The 13,917-nt window shown below is 61.2% G+C and carries 19 protein-coding genes and 1 pseudogene; 6 read left to right on the plus strand and 14 right to left on the minus strand.

The window, feature by feature from the left end; genetic code table 11:
* Positions 1-167: 167 nt before the first annotated feature.
* The 10 genes and pseudogenes from ACI766_RS22875 to ACI766_RS22920 all read right to left on the minus strand — a co-directional run bounded on the left by ACI766_RS22875 (position 168) and on the right by ACI766_RS22920 (position 5,894).
* Positions 168-1,430: a zonular occludens toxin domain-containing protein gene (locus ACI766_RS22875; protein ID WP_412828470.1), complete on the minus strand. Its 1,263-nt coding sequence runs from the start codon at positions 1,428-1,430 to the stop codon at positions 168-170.
* Position 1,431: 1 nt separating this feature from the next.
* Positions 1,432-1,782 carry a DUF2523 family protein gene (locus ACI766_RS22880; RefSeq protein WP_003159569.1) on the minus strand — a complete coding sequence of 117 codons (351 nt, stop codon included), beginning with the start codon at positions 1,780-1,782 and terminating at the stop codon, positions 1,432-1,434.
* A gap of 9 nt (positions 1,783-1,791) precedes the next feature.
* Positions 1,792-2,934, minus strand: a complete 1,143-nt coding sequence (locus tag ACI766_RS22885; protein ID WP_232001777.1) for a hypothetical protein — start codon at positions 2,932-2,934, stop codon at positions 1,792-1,794.
* Between the two features lie 109 nt (positions 2,935-3,043).
* Positions 3,044-3,262 carry a hypothetical protein gene (locus ACI766_RS22890; RefSeq protein WP_019725828.1) on the minus strand — a complete coding sequence of 73 codons (219 nt, stop codon included), beginning with the start codon at positions 3,260-3,262 and terminating at the stop codon, positions 3,044-3,046.
* A 13-nt stretch (positions 3,263-3,275) separates the two neighbouring features.
* Positions 3,276-3,527 (minus strand): hypothetical protein, encoded by a 252-nt coding sequence (locus ACI766_RS22895; protein ID WP_003124954.1) that lies wholly within the window; start codon positions 3,525-3,527, stop codon positions 3,276-3,278.
* Between the two features lie 120 nt (positions 3,528-3,647).
* Complete coding sequence (locus tag ACI766_RS22900; protein ID WP_076939020.1) at positions 3,648-4,082, minus strand: DNA-binding protein; 435 nt, start codon at positions 4,080-4,082, stop codon at positions 3,648-3,650.
* Between the two features lie 515 nt (positions 4,083-4,597).
* Positions 4,598-5,242 carry a DNA cytosine methyltransferase gene (locus tag ACI766_RS22905; protein WP_003133746.1) on the minus strand — a complete coding sequence of 215 codons (645 nt, stop codon included), beginning with the start codon at positions 5,240-5,242 and terminating at the stop codon, positions 4,598-4,600.
* A 7-nt stretch (positions 5,243-5,249) separates the two neighbouring features.
* A complete protein-coding gene (gene pflM, locus ACI766_RS22910) occupies positions 5,250-5,534 on the minus strand; it encodes a lysogeny maintenance protein PflM (protein WP_412828514.1) in 285 nt (94 codons plus the stop codon).
* A gap of 64 nt (positions 5,535-5,598) precedes the next feature.
* Positions 5,599-5,682 (minus strand): annotated as a pseudogene (locus ACI766_RS22915) (hypothetical protein); the annotation flags it as partial.
* Positions 5,679-5,894, minus strand: coding sequence for a hypothetical protein (locus tag ACI766_RS22920; protein WP_023086597.1), 216 nt, complete (start codon positions 5,892-5,894; stop codon positions 5,679-5,681). The gene ACI766_RS22920 and the pseudogene ACI766_RS22915, both read right to left, overlap by 4 nt.
* Before the next feature lie 1,005 nt (positions 5,895-6,899).
* Between ACI766_RS22920 and ACI766_RS22925 the strand changes: the two genes are divergently transcribed.
* Positions 6,900-7,889, plus strand: a complete 990-nt coding sequence (locus ACI766_RS22925) for an STM4504/CBY_0614 family protein (protein WP_412828471.1) — start codon at positions 6,900-6,902, stop codon at positions 7,887-7,889.
* 311 nt (positions 7,890-8,200) lie between these two features.
* On the opposite strand, the gene ACI766_RS22930 is transcribed toward ACI766_RS22925, so the two are convergent.
* Together ACI766_RS22930 and ACI766_RS22935 are read right to left on the minus strand one after the other, a co-directional pair.
* Positions 8,201-8,677: a hypothetical protein gene (locus tag ACI766_RS22930; RefSeq protein ID WP_025324727.1), complete on the minus strand. Its 477-nt coding sequence runs from the start codon at positions 8,675-8,677 to the stop codon at positions 8,201-8,203.
* Between the two features lie 231 nt (positions 8,678-8,908).
* Positions 8,909-9,202, minus strand: coding sequence for a DUF2845 domain-containing protein (locus ACI766_RS22935; RefSeq protein ID WP_020750424.1), 294 nt, complete (start codon positions 9,200-9,202; stop codon positions 8,909-8,911).
* A gap of 339 nt (positions 9,203-9,541) precedes the next feature.
* Between ACI766_RS22935 and ACI766_RS22940 the strand changes: the two genes are divergently transcribed.
* Positions 9,542-9,799 (plus strand): YjhX family toxin, encoded by a 258-nt coding sequence (locus ACI766_RS22940; RefSeq protein ID WP_003085431.1) that lies wholly within the window; start codon positions 9,542-9,544, stop codon positions 9,797-9,799.
* Between the two features lie 59 nt (positions 9,800-9,858).
* A complete protein-coding gene (locus tag ACI766_RS22945; RefSeq protein WP_023086600.1) occupies positions 9,859-10,365 on the plus strand; it encodes a GNAT family N-acetyltransferase in 507 nt (168 codons plus the stop codon).
* Positions 10,366-10,408: 43 nt separating this feature from the next.
* Here the strand turns inward: ACI766_RS22945 and gloA are convergent, their stop codons facing one another.
* A complete protein-coding gene (gene gloA / locus ACI766_RS22950) occupies positions 10,409-10,804 on the minus strand; it encodes a lactoylglutathione lyase (RefSeq protein ID WP_023086601.1) in 396 nt (131 codons plus the stop codon).
* A gap of 44 nt (positions 10,805-10,848) precedes the next feature.
* On the minus strand, positions 10,849-11,145 hold the full coding sequence (locus tag ACI766_RS22955; RefSeq protein WP_003085421.1) for a putative quinol monooxygenase: 297 nt from the start codon (positions 11,143-11,145) through the stop codon (positions 10,849-10,851).
* 115 nt (positions 11,146-11,260) lie between these two features.
* Here ACI766_RS22955 and ACI766_RS22960 point away from each other — a divergent pair, with 115 nt between their 5' ends.
* The 3 genes from ACI766_RS22960 (at position 11,261) to catB (ending at position 13,911) form a co-directional block, all read left to right on the plus strand.
* Positions 11,261-12,115 (plus strand): LysR family transcriptional regulator, encoded by an 855-nt coding sequence (locus ACI766_RS22960; RefSeq protein WP_003098432.1) that lies wholly within the window; start codon positions 11,261-11,263, stop codon positions 12,113-12,115.
* 285 nt (positions 12,116-12,400) lie between these two features.
* Complete coding sequence (toxR, locus tag ACI766_RS22965) at positions 12,401-13,180, plus strand: toxA transcriptional regulator ToxR (RefSeq protein WP_003120800.1); 780 nt, start codon at positions 12,401-12,403, stop codon at positions 13,178-13,180.
* 92 nt (positions 13,181-13,272) lie between these two features.
* Positions 13,273-13,911, plus strand: coding sequence for a type B chloramphenicol O-acetyltransferase (gene catB / locus ACI766_RS22970; RefSeq protein ID WP_023086602.1), 639 nt, complete (start codon positions 13,273-13,275; stop codon positions 13,909-13,911).
* Positions 13,912-13,917 lie beyond the last annotated feature (6 nt).

The following is a 13,917-nucleotide window of genomic DNA, read 5'->3' on the forward strand; positions in this document are numbered from 1 at the left end:
TGCTCACTCCGAGACGAGCCGTTCGCGCGCGCCCCGGCCAGGCCGGCTACAGCGGCCATACCGGCCCCGTCGGCGTCACCGCCACCGCGAAGAAAAAGCCCGCCAGATAGGCCAGGAACGCCAGCCCCAGAGCGGCGAAATAGCTTGTCCAGTTCATCGGCTCCCCCTCAGTTGATCGAGCGCGGCAAGCGGCTGGTGTCAGGAACCACCGTCACCCGCACCGCGGCGCCGTTCGCGGCGGCGGGCGGCACGTTCGGCGCGGCGGCCTGAGCCGGCGGCGCATTGCCCAAGGCGCTACGCCCGGCGCAGGCGGCATAGCCGGACCAACCGCCCTTGAAGCTCAGTTCCGCGGCGCAGTTGCCCCGCGGCACCACGGCATAGCCGGTGTCGGTCAGGTCGCGATCGGTGAGAGTGAATTCGCTGCCGTCCTGGCCCCGGACGGCGAACAGATAGGTGCGGCGCCCGGAGGCGGACAGCAGGGTTGCCTTGACGATGAAGTCGCGGCCGGCGAAGGGATGGCCTACAGGAGCAGCGCCCGGAACGCCTGCGTGCCCAGGTACATCATCAGCAGCATCAGGACCAGCCGCACCAGTAGCACGCGCAGCACCCACAGCAGGGCCGGCTTGAGCAGGCGCAGCAGTTCCAGCAGCAGGCGGCGATACAGGGTCGCCCATGAGCAAACGAGGTCCACCGTCATAAACCACAGACCCAATAGCAAGGGCCGGAATTGCCATGAATAGAAGAATCTTAGGTTGTCTAAAAAGGCTCTTGCCGGCGATGGTGTCGGTGACGGAGCCGGTGGCTGTCGATTCATAGAGGGCGAAGGTCTCCTGGCGGATTTTCTTGATCTCGACGATCACGTCGCGGGCCGGCGGTTTGTTGTCCTGCGCCGAGTGCTGGCTTTCCTTGTAGCGGCCCCGAATGCCGATGACGGCGAGGTTGGAGTGCAGATAGGCCTTTTCCGCCGTCATGCGGATGTCGTCGCGGATATAGGCGATGTTCGGCGTGGTGAGGATGATGTCCCAGTTGAAATGCCGGTGCCGGGTCCAGGCATCCAGCCAGCCCATGGGCCGCCCGGCTGCCTTGGCCGCTTCCGGGCCGTCCGGGAAGTCGAAGCGCTTGAGGTCGGCTTCGCGCCAGGACTTCAGAAAGATCAGTTGGGTTTCGTCGAAGATGATGAACGCGCCACGCGGCGCCCACATGAACCAGGTGCGCATCTTTTCCATGTCATCCAGGTCCTCGAGGTCGAGGTTGATGACGTCGCAACTGGAGGGCGTCTCCGGCATCACTTGGAAGATCCGTTCGCGGGTCAGGCCGCGCACGTTGGTGATGATGACGCGGCCCTTCTTGATCGCGGGGATCAGGTCATCTTGGATCGCGCCGGAGGTCTTGTAGGAGCCGTTCGGGCCGTGATGAATCTTGATCGCCATATCACTTACCTATGAAGGGGATGAAGGACATGGAGAAGCGCGTGCCGATGGCGGCGAAGATCATGTTCACCGCGTCCGGCAGGCCAAAGAACGCCAGCAGCGAGCGCAGGTCGCCGTCCAGGGACGAGTAATAGGACGTGATGGTCGAGCCGATACCGATGCCGCCGACGACTTCGCGGAACGCCTTGTAGCCGATTTCCGCGACGAACAATTGCATCTCGAACCAGCCCTTGATGGCCATCTTGGTCAGCAGGACAAAGGCGTCGGTGACGAAGTCATAGACACCGCTGTAGAGGAAGTCCCAGAGGGATTGCATCCAGGCGAGAATGTCGGAGAGAAAGGGAATGTCCATGGCGTTTCCTCAGGAGCGATAGAAAACGATCCATCCGGCCAGGATCGCGGCGATGAACAGCACCACGTAGCGGATGACGGAGAGTTCTTGGGCGTACTGGGTGAGGCAGACGTCGTAGCGCTGACCGAGGGCGGTAAAGTCCCAACACGGCAGAGAGCCGCCGCCGGTGCCCAGGTGAATATCGAACTTGGAAGCGAGGACGCTTTCGAACTTGCCTTGCAGTTCCTGGAAGTCCTTTTGCGCCTTGGCGATGGCGTCGTCGTATTCCTTGATGGTCTTGTCGAAGGAGCCTTGCTTCGGCTCTTTCAGGCCACCCCCGCCGGAGCCGTCGCCACCATCGCCACCGGTCCCGCCGCTGGAGCCGGACCCGTCGCCATCGCCGCCGCTACTGCCGTCACCGCCGGGCGAGGTGCCGCAGTCACTGCCAACATGGCCCTGACAGGGGTTGTTACCGCCACCGCCCCCACCGCCGCCGCCACCACTGGAGCCGTCATCGCCACCGCCGTTACCGGGCTTGGTGCCGCCATCGCTTCCACCGTCGCCGCCGGGCGGGTTGCTGCCACCATCGCCCCCGGTGCCGCCGTCCCCACCCGGAGGCGGACCGTCCCCCGGGCCCACGTCGCAGCCAAAGGCACAGGAACCATTGGAGGTGAACCAGTTACCGGTGAACGAGCCGATGACCTTGCAGTACGTCGCGCCGGCTTGACCCTCAGCGGGGCCGATACAGCCGTCAATCGAACTGACGGCGATCTCGCAGCCGAGGTAATTGATGAAGCGGGAGATCGGCGCTTGGTGGGATTTTTCGTAGAGCGAGCCGGCCAGGATTTCGCACTTGTTTTCCTTGCACTCGCCGATCTCTTTATTGAAGTCCGTGCCTTCCGGGCAACTGTCGCCGGTCAAGATGGCGGACGACGTCTGCCAAGTGATTCCTCCAGTACCCGAAACATTGCACTGAACTTCCTTGTAGCTCAGTTTGTTGATTTCCTTTAGCCAGTTGGCCGACGTGTTATCGAAGTAGTACTGGCATGCCGCTGTATAGGATGGAAAGAAGGCCGTGGGATTTCCGGGGATGGAAATCTTCCATTGGTAGAAGTCCGCGTGGGCCGCCGATGCAAGCACCAGGGCGAAAATGAGTAGTACGAAGCGAGGCATAAAAAAGGGGCCTTTCGGCCCCTCCTCCTGTCACTGATACTGGCCGATTTTCAATCCCGTCAGCAGCGCGGACGCCATGAATGCGCCCAGCATCAGGGACCAGATCACGTCAGGCCTTGCGCATCGCGCCGATGACCAGGGCAAGGCCGACCAGCACCGCCACGGCGGCGATCACCAGCTTGGCCACGGACCCGCCATCAGTGCTGGCTTGCGCCAGAACCCCCTTGGTGGTTTCGTCGAGCAGCGATTCGGCGAAGGAGACGTTGGCCACGGCCAGGCCGACGGTGGCGATGGAAGCGTTGCGGAACAGGGTTTTCATTTTTTCCATGATTGGAACCTCATTAATTGCGCGCTTTGCGCATGGCGGAAATGATCAAGCCAGCCCCCAAACCAACGGCGAACAGCCCGATGGTCCCGGCGAAGCCGAGGCGGAAGGCCGACGGGTCGAAACCACCCATCAGCAGAGTCAAATAGCCCTCTGCCTCAGGCGGCAGCAGGTAGGTCTGTATCCACTCAAGGTGCGTACAGCCAACCGTGCCGTCCGCGTTCTGGACCCAGGTCTTGCACACTTGAACCGATACAGAGCCTTCCATTCGTGCAGTCCTCAAACAGCCAGGGAGGCCGCTAGGCCGTCGATCCAGCCCCAGGCGTAGCCGGTGGCCAGACCTACCGCGAACAGCGAGAGATAGCGGAGCATCGCGGCCTCCTAGGGCTTACGCCTTGGCGTCCAGAGACTTGTCTTGTTTGTCCTGGCCCTGCGGCTGCTGGGCCGGGCGCGGGGCTTGGGCCTGTGCTTGCGGGCGGGCCGGGGTTTGGGCGGTCGGCGTCATCGGCTTGCCGCCCACGGCCAGCAGATCCACAAGGACCTGGGTATTGGTGATCCGACCGAAACGGTCTTGGGTCGGGCGGACCACGCTGGCGAACTTGCAGAGCACCGGCTGGCCTTCGAAGACGATGGCGTCCAGCAGGGTCGGCTCGATGTTGTATTCGCTGATCTCGAAGCCCTTGGCATTGCCACGGGCACCTTCCGGGATCGGGGCGATGGACTGGACCGAGGCGTAGATTTCCCCGGTCTTGGTCGAGGTGTAGGTGTCGGTCTTGGTGACCCACAGTTCGACGACGCCGCCTTGGGTTGCAAACATGTTCATCGGTGTTTCTCCTTCAATTCGCCTTTTTCGGCGTGAGTTGTCCCGCTGCTGCAAATTCGGCTGTTTCGCCTTCATTCAGCGGTGTTGGGTGAAAGTGATTTGTCGGGCGATCCCTTCGGGCCGGGCTCTATTCGCTAGCGAACCAAGCCAACCACGGGTGTTCGTCTCAGCCCATTCGAGTAACGGTCCCTATCGCAACGTCGCCGCCGACGGCCAAGGGGAACGCTTCCCCTTGGAACCCGCAGAGCAACACCAAGGGCTCTGCCCTTGTCATCCCGCTCTTGCCGCCGAGGGCTCGGGAGCGCGGGGCGGAGAAGCTGCCCCACACTCCCCAGCGAAGGCTGTTTCAGGGGGGAAGCGTTCAAGGGTGCGCTCCGCCCGTGCTTCCGTTCGCCGGAACGGTGAAGCTGTTCCGACGAGCCGGGAGCGCGGCCCTTGACCGGATCGGCCACGGTGCGGGCGGCCTGGATCAGGCAGAGCAGGAGCAGCGCTTTCAGGGTGTCAGCGAGCATGGGTCAGCCCTCCAGGACACGCAGCAGGTCCTGCTGCTCGGGGTGAAAACTCACAGATTCTGGTTCCGCCAAGGCCCGCATCACATAACGGCCCCACTGCTCGGCCATCGCCTCGGCGATACCGATATAGGTCCGGCTACGGTCCTTCCAGCGGTCAGGGCCTGGCGCCATGTAATGCACGACCGGAGAACGTCCATCGACAATACGGGTCGGCTCCAGAAGCGGCAGGTTCTGCAACCAGAGGTGCGTTTCCTTGCGCTCGCCATGTCCGAACATCCAGGGCTGGATGATCTGGTCCGGCTTGCGAATATGGCTGGAGATCACAGACTTGGGGTTCTCCAGTGCCTTGAATCGAATAGGCGCCGACAGCAGGGTACGAACGAACTCCAGGGCACGTGCCTGACGACCGTCAGCAATCTTCTCGGGAAACCAGCGGGCACCCGAGGTAGCCAGGTCAGTGCAGGGCGGGTGGGCAATCAGCAGATCCCACCCCCAGTCCAGCATTTCCAGGACATCCCCCTGGACGTGTTCCCCTTCGGTTTCCGAAGGCAGCAGATCGCAGCTCACGGCGTAAAAACCAACCCGGGCCAGTGCATCGCGGACACGCCCGGAGAACTCGCAGGCAATCAGTGCGGTTGGCTGTCTCATAAGGCAGTCACTCCAAGACGAAAGGTTTGTGCAGTCGAACGCCGGGCGTGGGTTTCCCGCTGTCGTACACAACGTGCCAGTACTTCGGCGGACGCCGGGACGGGTCGTGTTTCGCGCAGAAGGAACGGGGACGGCAGAGCCAGCGGCCACCTTCCCGATAGGGCAGCCCAGGGGGCCGGCAGTCCGGACACGGCGACGGGCTGTGCAATGGGATGGCCTGCCTTGCAGACCAGCACACAGAGCAGGCGCAGTCCTGGGCGTGGGTTTGGCGTAGGTAGTTGCCCTGATGCATCAGTAGCTCCCTCCCCTTCGAAGCTCTGCTGAATACGGAGAACCAGTTCAGCGTTCAGCGAGCGCAACGAGGCTTTCGCAGCCTGTTCAACCCGAGCGCAAAGGGCTGGAGGCATACGGAGCTTGAATTGCGGATCGGTGCGGCTCATGCCGTCCACTCCTGTTCCAACAGCCAGTTGCGAAGCAGCGCGCTATTCACCATGCGCAGCTTTCCGAGCTTCACGGACGGCAGCACGCCCCGGTAAACCCAGGCGCGAGCGGTGCCATAGCTAATGCCGTTGCGCTCCGCCCACCGTTCGATGGACTCCACATCCTGTTGCGGCCCTATCAGGGCGCCGGGGTTAAGCTCTTCCAGTTCCATGCTCGTTCCGTCACTATTCGTCGCTATGCGTGCCGGTATGCATTTAAGCATCCATACTGACGAAATATTCGTCATCGACAGCAATATTAATGACGAATATTTCGTCTGACAAATATTTCGTCAGACTTTTATAGAGCTTTTGGGAATGATCGAAGAGAGGCTTAGAACTCTTGTGCGCCATCTAGGCGCCGCAAGGCTTGCAGAAGCGTCCGCTATAAAAAATCGCCGACGCTGGCAAACAGTTGCGACCGATCTAAAGGTGAAGACCAGAATTGAGGACTTGGAGGAGCTGCTAAAAGCGTTCCCTCAATACGAGCTCTGGTTGTGGAAGGGCGAGGTAGACCCTGCCCGTGGTCAGGTAGCACCTGGCTATGAGGAGGCGGATGCCAAATTAGCCAAACCCAGCGCGGGATAGAGCTAACCAGGAAGGTGGCACTGCGCTGGTTCAGCAAAGGATGTGGCTAGTATGGCAATCCGACCAATGACGAGTGCCACCTCGCCAAGCGACAGCAAAAACACTGTTTATTTAAACAGTTTTACGCCATGCTTTTTAATATTCGCGCATGCGCCACTATCCCTTGGACGTGCGAGCTTCGACAAAGCTCCTGCACTCCGGGGGGGAGGGGGAGGGGGGAGACGTGTGGATCAGGATGCCCTCAACCTCACCACTCAACCGCCCTACCCACATCGCCGAAATCCCCAAAACCAGCCCCGGCGAATCGATACTGCCAACGCTCCACAACGTACAGATTCACGGCATGGCAACCAATGCCCTGGTGATCACGGGCATTGAGTTCCAGCTGCAGCACCTCTTTGAACGGAATTTGCCGGACCAAAGCAGCTCTTCGCTCTAATTACCTAAAGCAGAGTTTCCGTGTGGTCCGCTTTCGCAGCTTGCTAAGCTGAAGCGTCGGGGGATGCCCTTCGCAACGATCCATCTCGAAAGGACATCGCGGATCGGCTAAAACTGAGCACATCGTCGGCTGTTTTGATGTCAAAAGGCCCATGATTAGCTATGATACCCACCTCCAGATCCAGGGAGGGCATATGCCAGTAATCGATTTGTATTCAAAGCGTAGGAAGCGTGAGCTCGGCCTGCTGCCTGACGTTTACACCTACGACAACTTTACTTCAAGTCTTCGCACTCAAATATGTTACGTGATTAGTGATGCGCTCGGCATTCAAGATCAAAACGAAAAAGAAATAAACTACGAATCCATTTGCGAAGTACTTCGACGGGAGTATGGAGTCTACAGGCTTGTAAGTGACCTCCATCCTCGGACAAAGGCGCCGCAAGAATTGCTTAATTTTATATCTTGCGAGCAGGATATAGATCGAGTTCTCGATGCCGTTGAACTCAGCTTCTTAGTCGCCGAAAGCTACAGGGGCAGAGCATATGTCTATGGCTACTCCAAGGGGGATCCCAGCGCCTACCTCGACGAGTGTGTCTCAGAGATAAATTCCAGATTTAAAGAGCACGGCAAGGGATACGAAATAAGCAGTGGAAAGGTGCTGAGGATTGACTCCGAGCTTCTTCATAATGAAATAGTCAAGCCCGCCATAAACTTCCTAAACCAAGTTGAGTATGCTGGGCCCAGGGATGAGTTCTTTAGTGCATACGAACATTACAGACATGGCAACATAAAAGAAGCTCTCAATGATGCACTAAAGGCATTTGAAAGCACTATCAAAGTGGTTTTGGAGTTACGAGGATGGGAGTATGACAAGACATCTCCTGCGAAGAGACTTTTGGCGGCACTGCTGGCCAATAAGTTCCTTCCGTCATATCATCAAAATCATCTGAACGCTCTGTCTACATTGCTGGAGAGCAGTGTCCCAACTATCCGCAATAAGGAAGGTGGGCACGGGCAAGGTTCGGAGGTTTCAGAAGTAGAGCCTGAGGTTGCTGCCTACGTCTTGCACATGACCGCTTCCGCCATTGTTATGTTGTGTAGCTTGGAAAAGAAGTCCAGCAAGCCCACATCTCAGGATTAATGTGAAGACTGCTACGACTGTGGAACTTCGGGCCTAGTGTCGAAAATGTGTCGAAATCAATGACACGTAAAGATACGGAACGAGTCTCCGAAGCGACGGAAGCAGTATAATTGACACGCATAGCAACGCATTAAAGCGCTGTTCTAAAGGGTTCGATTCCCTTCGCCCGCTCCAGATCCCAATGCAAAAGCCCCTGACACCAACCAGTGCCAGGGGCTTTCTGTTTTCAGGCTTTACCGCGTAAAGCCCGGGAAAGATCGGAAGCGCCCCCATGGATTTCGGCGGAGACGCAGCCGGAAGGTTCCTCTCCTTTACATCATCAGCGAGTAGGCCCGCTCCAACTGGTCCAGATCGATATCCAAGGGCAGCGGCAGGGGCGCTTCGCCGATGCGCTGCTCGCTGGCGAACTTTCCCTCGGCCAACACACGTGCCGGGTCGTTGAGGGCGAGGAAGTCGCCCCCGTCGTATTCCCAGAAATTCAGCGGGGAGCGGCCGGAATAGGTTTCGTTCCAGCAGGCGACGTACGAACGTTCGCCCAGGACTTTCGGACGGCAGGAAACGTAGGGTTCCAGATAGACCTCATGGGTGAGGTACAGGAAGGTGAGGTCATCCACGCGATAGGCCGGCGCTTCGCTGACCTCCTGAGGCTCCTCGTCCAGTTGCGCTTCGGGGTTCGCTCCCGGATCGACCGCTGCGACAGCGGAAAACCCATCCGCCCCCCCTGGCTCTCCCATGGCCATGCCTCCACAGATGAAAAGGGAAGCAACCACGACCAATAACTTCAACACGACGCGTCCTCGCCTGAAAATCGCGGAGATTACGCCGCCAACTTTTCAGGTATGCGATCAGGGTGGCCCGCAACCTTCCGCCCCGCCGCCCGATATCGGGCAATTCCTACACGACGGAAGACGCATCCACCTGGGCCCGCACCCGGCTCGTCTTCTCTCTCAGCGCTCTTTCACGGTGTTCCGCAGCAAATTAGTAATTATCTGTAGGAATAACTCCTCAACAGCCTCGTATCACTTCCGCTCGAGCCGAATCTCGACCAGCTTGCCATCGATGAAGCGCAAGTGTCGGTAGACGCCTCCACTGGGGCCATACACCCAGAATTCGGTGCGTGCGGCATTCAACTTGGGCACGCCGTTGTTGCGCAGGGCAGGCTCGTTGACGATCCTGCTCAGCGGTTGCCCGCACCTTTCCAGGACTTGCTCGACGCTGTCGCCCTCGTCCACCAGGTGCGTGCCGCATCTCATCGAGGCGAGGGCAGGAATTGCCAACGAAGACATGAACAGCATCAGCGCCGTGCGAAACATGGATACCTCCCGCCTCCCCCGATAATGAAAGCGCGGACCGCCGCGGGGCGAGGCGAACTCCCTCACAAAGGCGCAAGCGTCGCACAGCGGCATGGCGACGCAGGCAGTTCCTTGCCGTCGCTTCGCCAGCTTCGTTAGACTGCCGCATCGCAGCACGCTTTCGTGGCTGCGCCCTCCCCGATCCGAGGCTTGTATGTTGGAGATAGTAATCATCCGATAACCGCCACTTCGTCATCCCGCACGAGGTGTCGCCGGTTATCTGCCTTCGCCATGGCTCGCACGCGCCTTTTCGCGCCGTGCGGCCGCGTTGTCACACCGATGATTACAGGTTCTACCGACATGAACGTTTCCAAGCCGGAACAACGGACGCTTCACGCCTTGGCCCAGGGCGGCCATATCGCCTTCCTTCGCGACGCTTCGGGCAAGATCACCCGCGTCGAGTGCTACAACCGCGACGGCCACCTGCTGCTCGACTGCACCCTGGCGGTGTTCTCCAGGCTGAAGAACAAGGGCCTGGTCCACTCCCGCCAGGGCAGGCCCTACCGGATATCCATGGCCGGGCTGAAAGCCGTGCGCCCGCAGGCGGACAATCGCTGACCCCCTTCCTTTTCCATTGCCCCCGCCGGGACAAGGCGGGGGTTCCGAGGAGTGCTTGCATGAATATTTCCATCCGTGCGGAGACGCCCGGCGACATCGACGCCATCGCCCGCCTGACCGAAGCCGCGTTCCGCAACGAAACGCATAGCAGCCATACCGAGCAGTACATCGTCGATGCCCTGCGCCGTGCCGGCGCGCTGACGTTTTCGCTGGTGGCCGAAGCGAACGGCCAGGTGATCGGCCATATCGCTGCCTCACCAGTGACCATCGATGGCGAAGCGGGCGGCTGGTACGGCCTCGCGCCGCTATCGGTGGCGCCCGGGCGACAGCGCCAGGGTCTCGGTTCGCAGTTGGTCCGGCGCCTGCTCACCGAGTTGCGACTGCTGCCCGCGGGTGGCTGCGTGGTACTGGGCGAACCGACCTACTACTCGCGCTTCGGCTTTCGGGTGGAAAGCGGCCTGGCGTTGCCCGGCGTTCCCGCCGAATACTTCCAGGCACAGTCCTTCAGTGGGCGCATGGCGCGAGGAATAGTGGCCTTCCACGCCGCATTCGACGCCAGCGACTGAGCCGGAACGACAGCAGCCGCTATGTCGCCCCCTGGTCGCGGGCTCAATCGAACTGGGTACCCTTCTGGATCAGTTCCACCTTGTAGCCGTCCGGGTCTTCGAGGAAGGCGATCACGCTGCGTCCGTGCTGCATCGGCCCGGCCTCGTGGGTGACCCGATAGCCCAGCGCCCTGGCCCGGGCGCAGGTGACGGCGGCATCCCCGACTTCGATGGCCAGGTGGCCGTAGCCGTCGCCCTGGGTGTAGCCGTCCCGGTCCCAGTTGTGGGTCAACTCCAGGGCAGCGGCCGCGCACTCGTCCTGGTAGCCGACGAAGGCCAGGGTGAAGCGGCCTTCGGGATAGTCCCGGCGCCGCAGCAGGCGCATGTCCAGGGCGCGGGTGTAGAACTCCAGCGCGGCCTCGAGATCGGCCACGCGGAGCATGCTGTGCAGGATTCGCATGGAAATTCTCCGTGGAATCCGGCGGCGAGCCGCCGGAGCGGGAATCAACCCTCGACGCGGTAGCCCTTGAACAGGAAAAGCGGACCGAAGGCATAGCTGTCGATCAGTTCATAGAAGCGCGCGATGGTTTCGTTGCGGCAATGCTGGAGGAACGCCGCCTCGTCTTCGTACACCTCGTCGAGGTAGAAGCGGTTGCGGTTGTTCTCGTCGCGGATCACCTCGAAGCGCAGGGTGCCCGGTTCATTCTGCAACGAGCCATTGGCATCGAACAGGCCTGCCGCGGCGAACGCTTCGCGCTTGTCGGAGGGAACGTCGAACTGAACCAGTACGTGGTAGGTCATGGAATCTTTCCTCGTGAAATGGGGTTGGAAGCGATCGCGAGGTCCATGCTAGGGTGGCCTTTCACTCATTAAAAGTAATCAATAATCAGCAAAGTACTCACTTAAAGAGAATGATGTGAAACTCTCCCAACTCGGATTCTTCTGCGCGGTGGTCGAACGCGGCACCATCGCAGCCGCGGCCGAACAGTTGCATTGCGTGCCGTCGAACATCACTACCCGCTTGCGCGAACTCGAAGGACAACTCGGCGTAGCCCTGTTCAATCGCGAAAGGAATCGCCTGCTGGTCACCCCCGAGGGCCGCCTGCTGTACCGCCACGCCACGCGCCTGCTGGCGCTGGCCGACGAGACCGCTGCGCTGTTCGCCGGCGACCAGGCGCACGGCGCGCTACGGGTCGGCGCACTGGACGTGGCCCTGGCCAATCATCTGCCCCAGCGCCTGGCCCGCTACCGCCGCGAGTCGCCGGGCGTTGAACTGCACATCCGCCCGGAGCATTCGCTGCTGCTCGAGCGCCTGCTGATGGAGGGAGAGCTGGACCTGATCGTCACCGACGGCCCCATCGAACACCCGTTGCTGGCCAGCCGCCTGGCCTTCCGCGAGCGCCTGTTGCGGGTCACTCCCGCCGACCTGCCGGCACCCACTCCCGAGGACCTCGCCAGCCTCGAACTCTATGTGTTCGGCCACACTTGCCACTACCGCCGCCAGGTCGACCGCTGGCTGGCGGAAAGCGGTATCCAGCCGCGTGCAACCCTGGAAATCGAGTCCTACCCGAGCCTCTTCGCCTGCATCGAGGCCGGTCTCGGCTTCGCCTGCGTGCCGGAGAGCTTCGTTGCACGCATGCCCTCCGCGCGACGGGGTTTCCATGCCGAACCGGTAGCCGGCCTGGACTCCAGCGATATCCATTTCGTCTGGCGCAAACAGCAAGCCTCGCCGCTGATCCAGGGCTTCATCGACAGCATCGGCGCCGACTGACGCCAATGATCGATGCCGCAACACAAACGCACTCGGAAAAATCGGTAACAGCGGAACCACTGCACAGACCAGAGAAAAAGCCGCCACCAACCAGGCCTGGCGGCGACACCGGAAGTACCCTCGGCGGCCGATTACCGAGCCGATCCCCTACCTGCCCCCTGGGTTTTCCGACGAAAGACCTTGATTCGTGGGAGGTAGGGTCGTCTCCGCTAGATACCCCTCAACCCTGCGTGCGGGCTCCATGCCCGAGCGCCTTGGCGAGATTTGCCCATAGAGCCATCACTTATGACTGCGACAGACAGAACGCCCCCGCCATTGAAATGGCTCTGCCTCGGCAACCGTGATGCGAACGACGGATTCGAGCTCTTCGCCCATGGCATCTATGCGAGGAACGGCGCGTTGGTCGGCAGCAAGCTCTCCCTGCGCGAACGGCGCCAGCGCGTCGACCTGTCGGCCTTCCTTTCCGGCGCACCGCCGCTGCTTGCCGAGGCGGCGGTCAAGCACCTGCTGGCACGCCTCCTGTGCGTGCACCGGCACAACACCGACCTCGAACTGCTCGGCAAGAACTTCATTCCCCTGCATGCCAGCAGCCTGGGCAACGCCGGGGTCTGCGAGCGGATCCTGGCCTCGGCCAGGCAATTGCAGCAGCACCAGGTCGAACTCTGCCTGCTGCTGGCCATCGACGAGCAGGAACCCGCCTCGGCGGAGTACCTGGCGTCCCTCGCCCGGCTACGCGACAGCGGCGTGCGCATCGCGCTGCACCCGCAACGCATCGATACCGACGCTCGCCAGTGCTTCGCCGAAGTCGACGCCGGCCTCTGCGATTACCTGGGCCTGGACGCGCGCCTGCTTGCCCCCGGCCCGCTGACGCGTAACCTGCGCCAGCGCAAGAGCATCGAGTACCTGAACCGGCTGTTGGTGGCACAGGACATCCAGATGCTTTGCCTCAACGTCGACAATGAGGAACTGCACCAACAAGCCAACGCACTCCCCTTCGCCTTCCGTCACGGCAGGCACTATTCGGAGCCTTTCCAGGCCTGGCCGTTCAGCAGTCCGGCCTGCTGAACGCCGACGCGGCTGCCAGCCGTCACGCCAGGCTGGCCCGCTATCCCACCAGGCGCTACCCTTGGCGGTTTCGACGGACAGGGACGACGGTCATGGGCAACTATTTCGAGAGCCCCTTCAGGGGCAAGCTGCTCTCGGAACAGGTCAGCAACCCGAACATACGGGTGGGGCGCTACAGCTACTACTCCGGCTACTATCACGGGCATTCCTTCGACGACTGCGCCCGCTACCTGATGCCGGACCGCGACGACGTGGACAAGCTGGTCATCGGCAGTTTCTGCTCGATCGGCAGTGGCGCCGCCTTCATCATGGCCGGCAACCAGGGACACCGCGCCGAATGGGCGTCGACCTTCCCCTTCCACTTCATGCACGAAGAGCCTGTCTTCGCCGGCGCCGTGAACGGCTATCAGCCAGCCGGCGACACGCTGATCGGCCATGACGTCTGGATCGGTACCGAGGCGATGTTCATGCCAGGCGTACGGGTCGGCCACGGAGCCATCATCGGCAGCCGCGCGCTGGTGACCGGCGATGTCGAGCCCTATGCCATCGTCGGCGGTAACCCGGCCCGGACCATTCGTAAGCGCTTTTCCGATGGCGATATCCAGAACCTGCTGGAAATGGCCTGGTGGGACTGGCCACTGGCCGATATCGAGGCAGCCATGCCACTGCTGTGTGCCGGGGATATCCCCGCCTTGTACCGGCACTGGAAACAGCGCCAGGCCACGGCCTGACGGTTG

The organism is Pseudomonas sp. DL (assembly GCF_047199225.1).
GTDB lineage: Bacteria > Pseudomonadota > Gammaproteobacteria > Pseudomonadales > Pseudomonadaceae > Pseudomonas > Pseudomonas aeruginosa.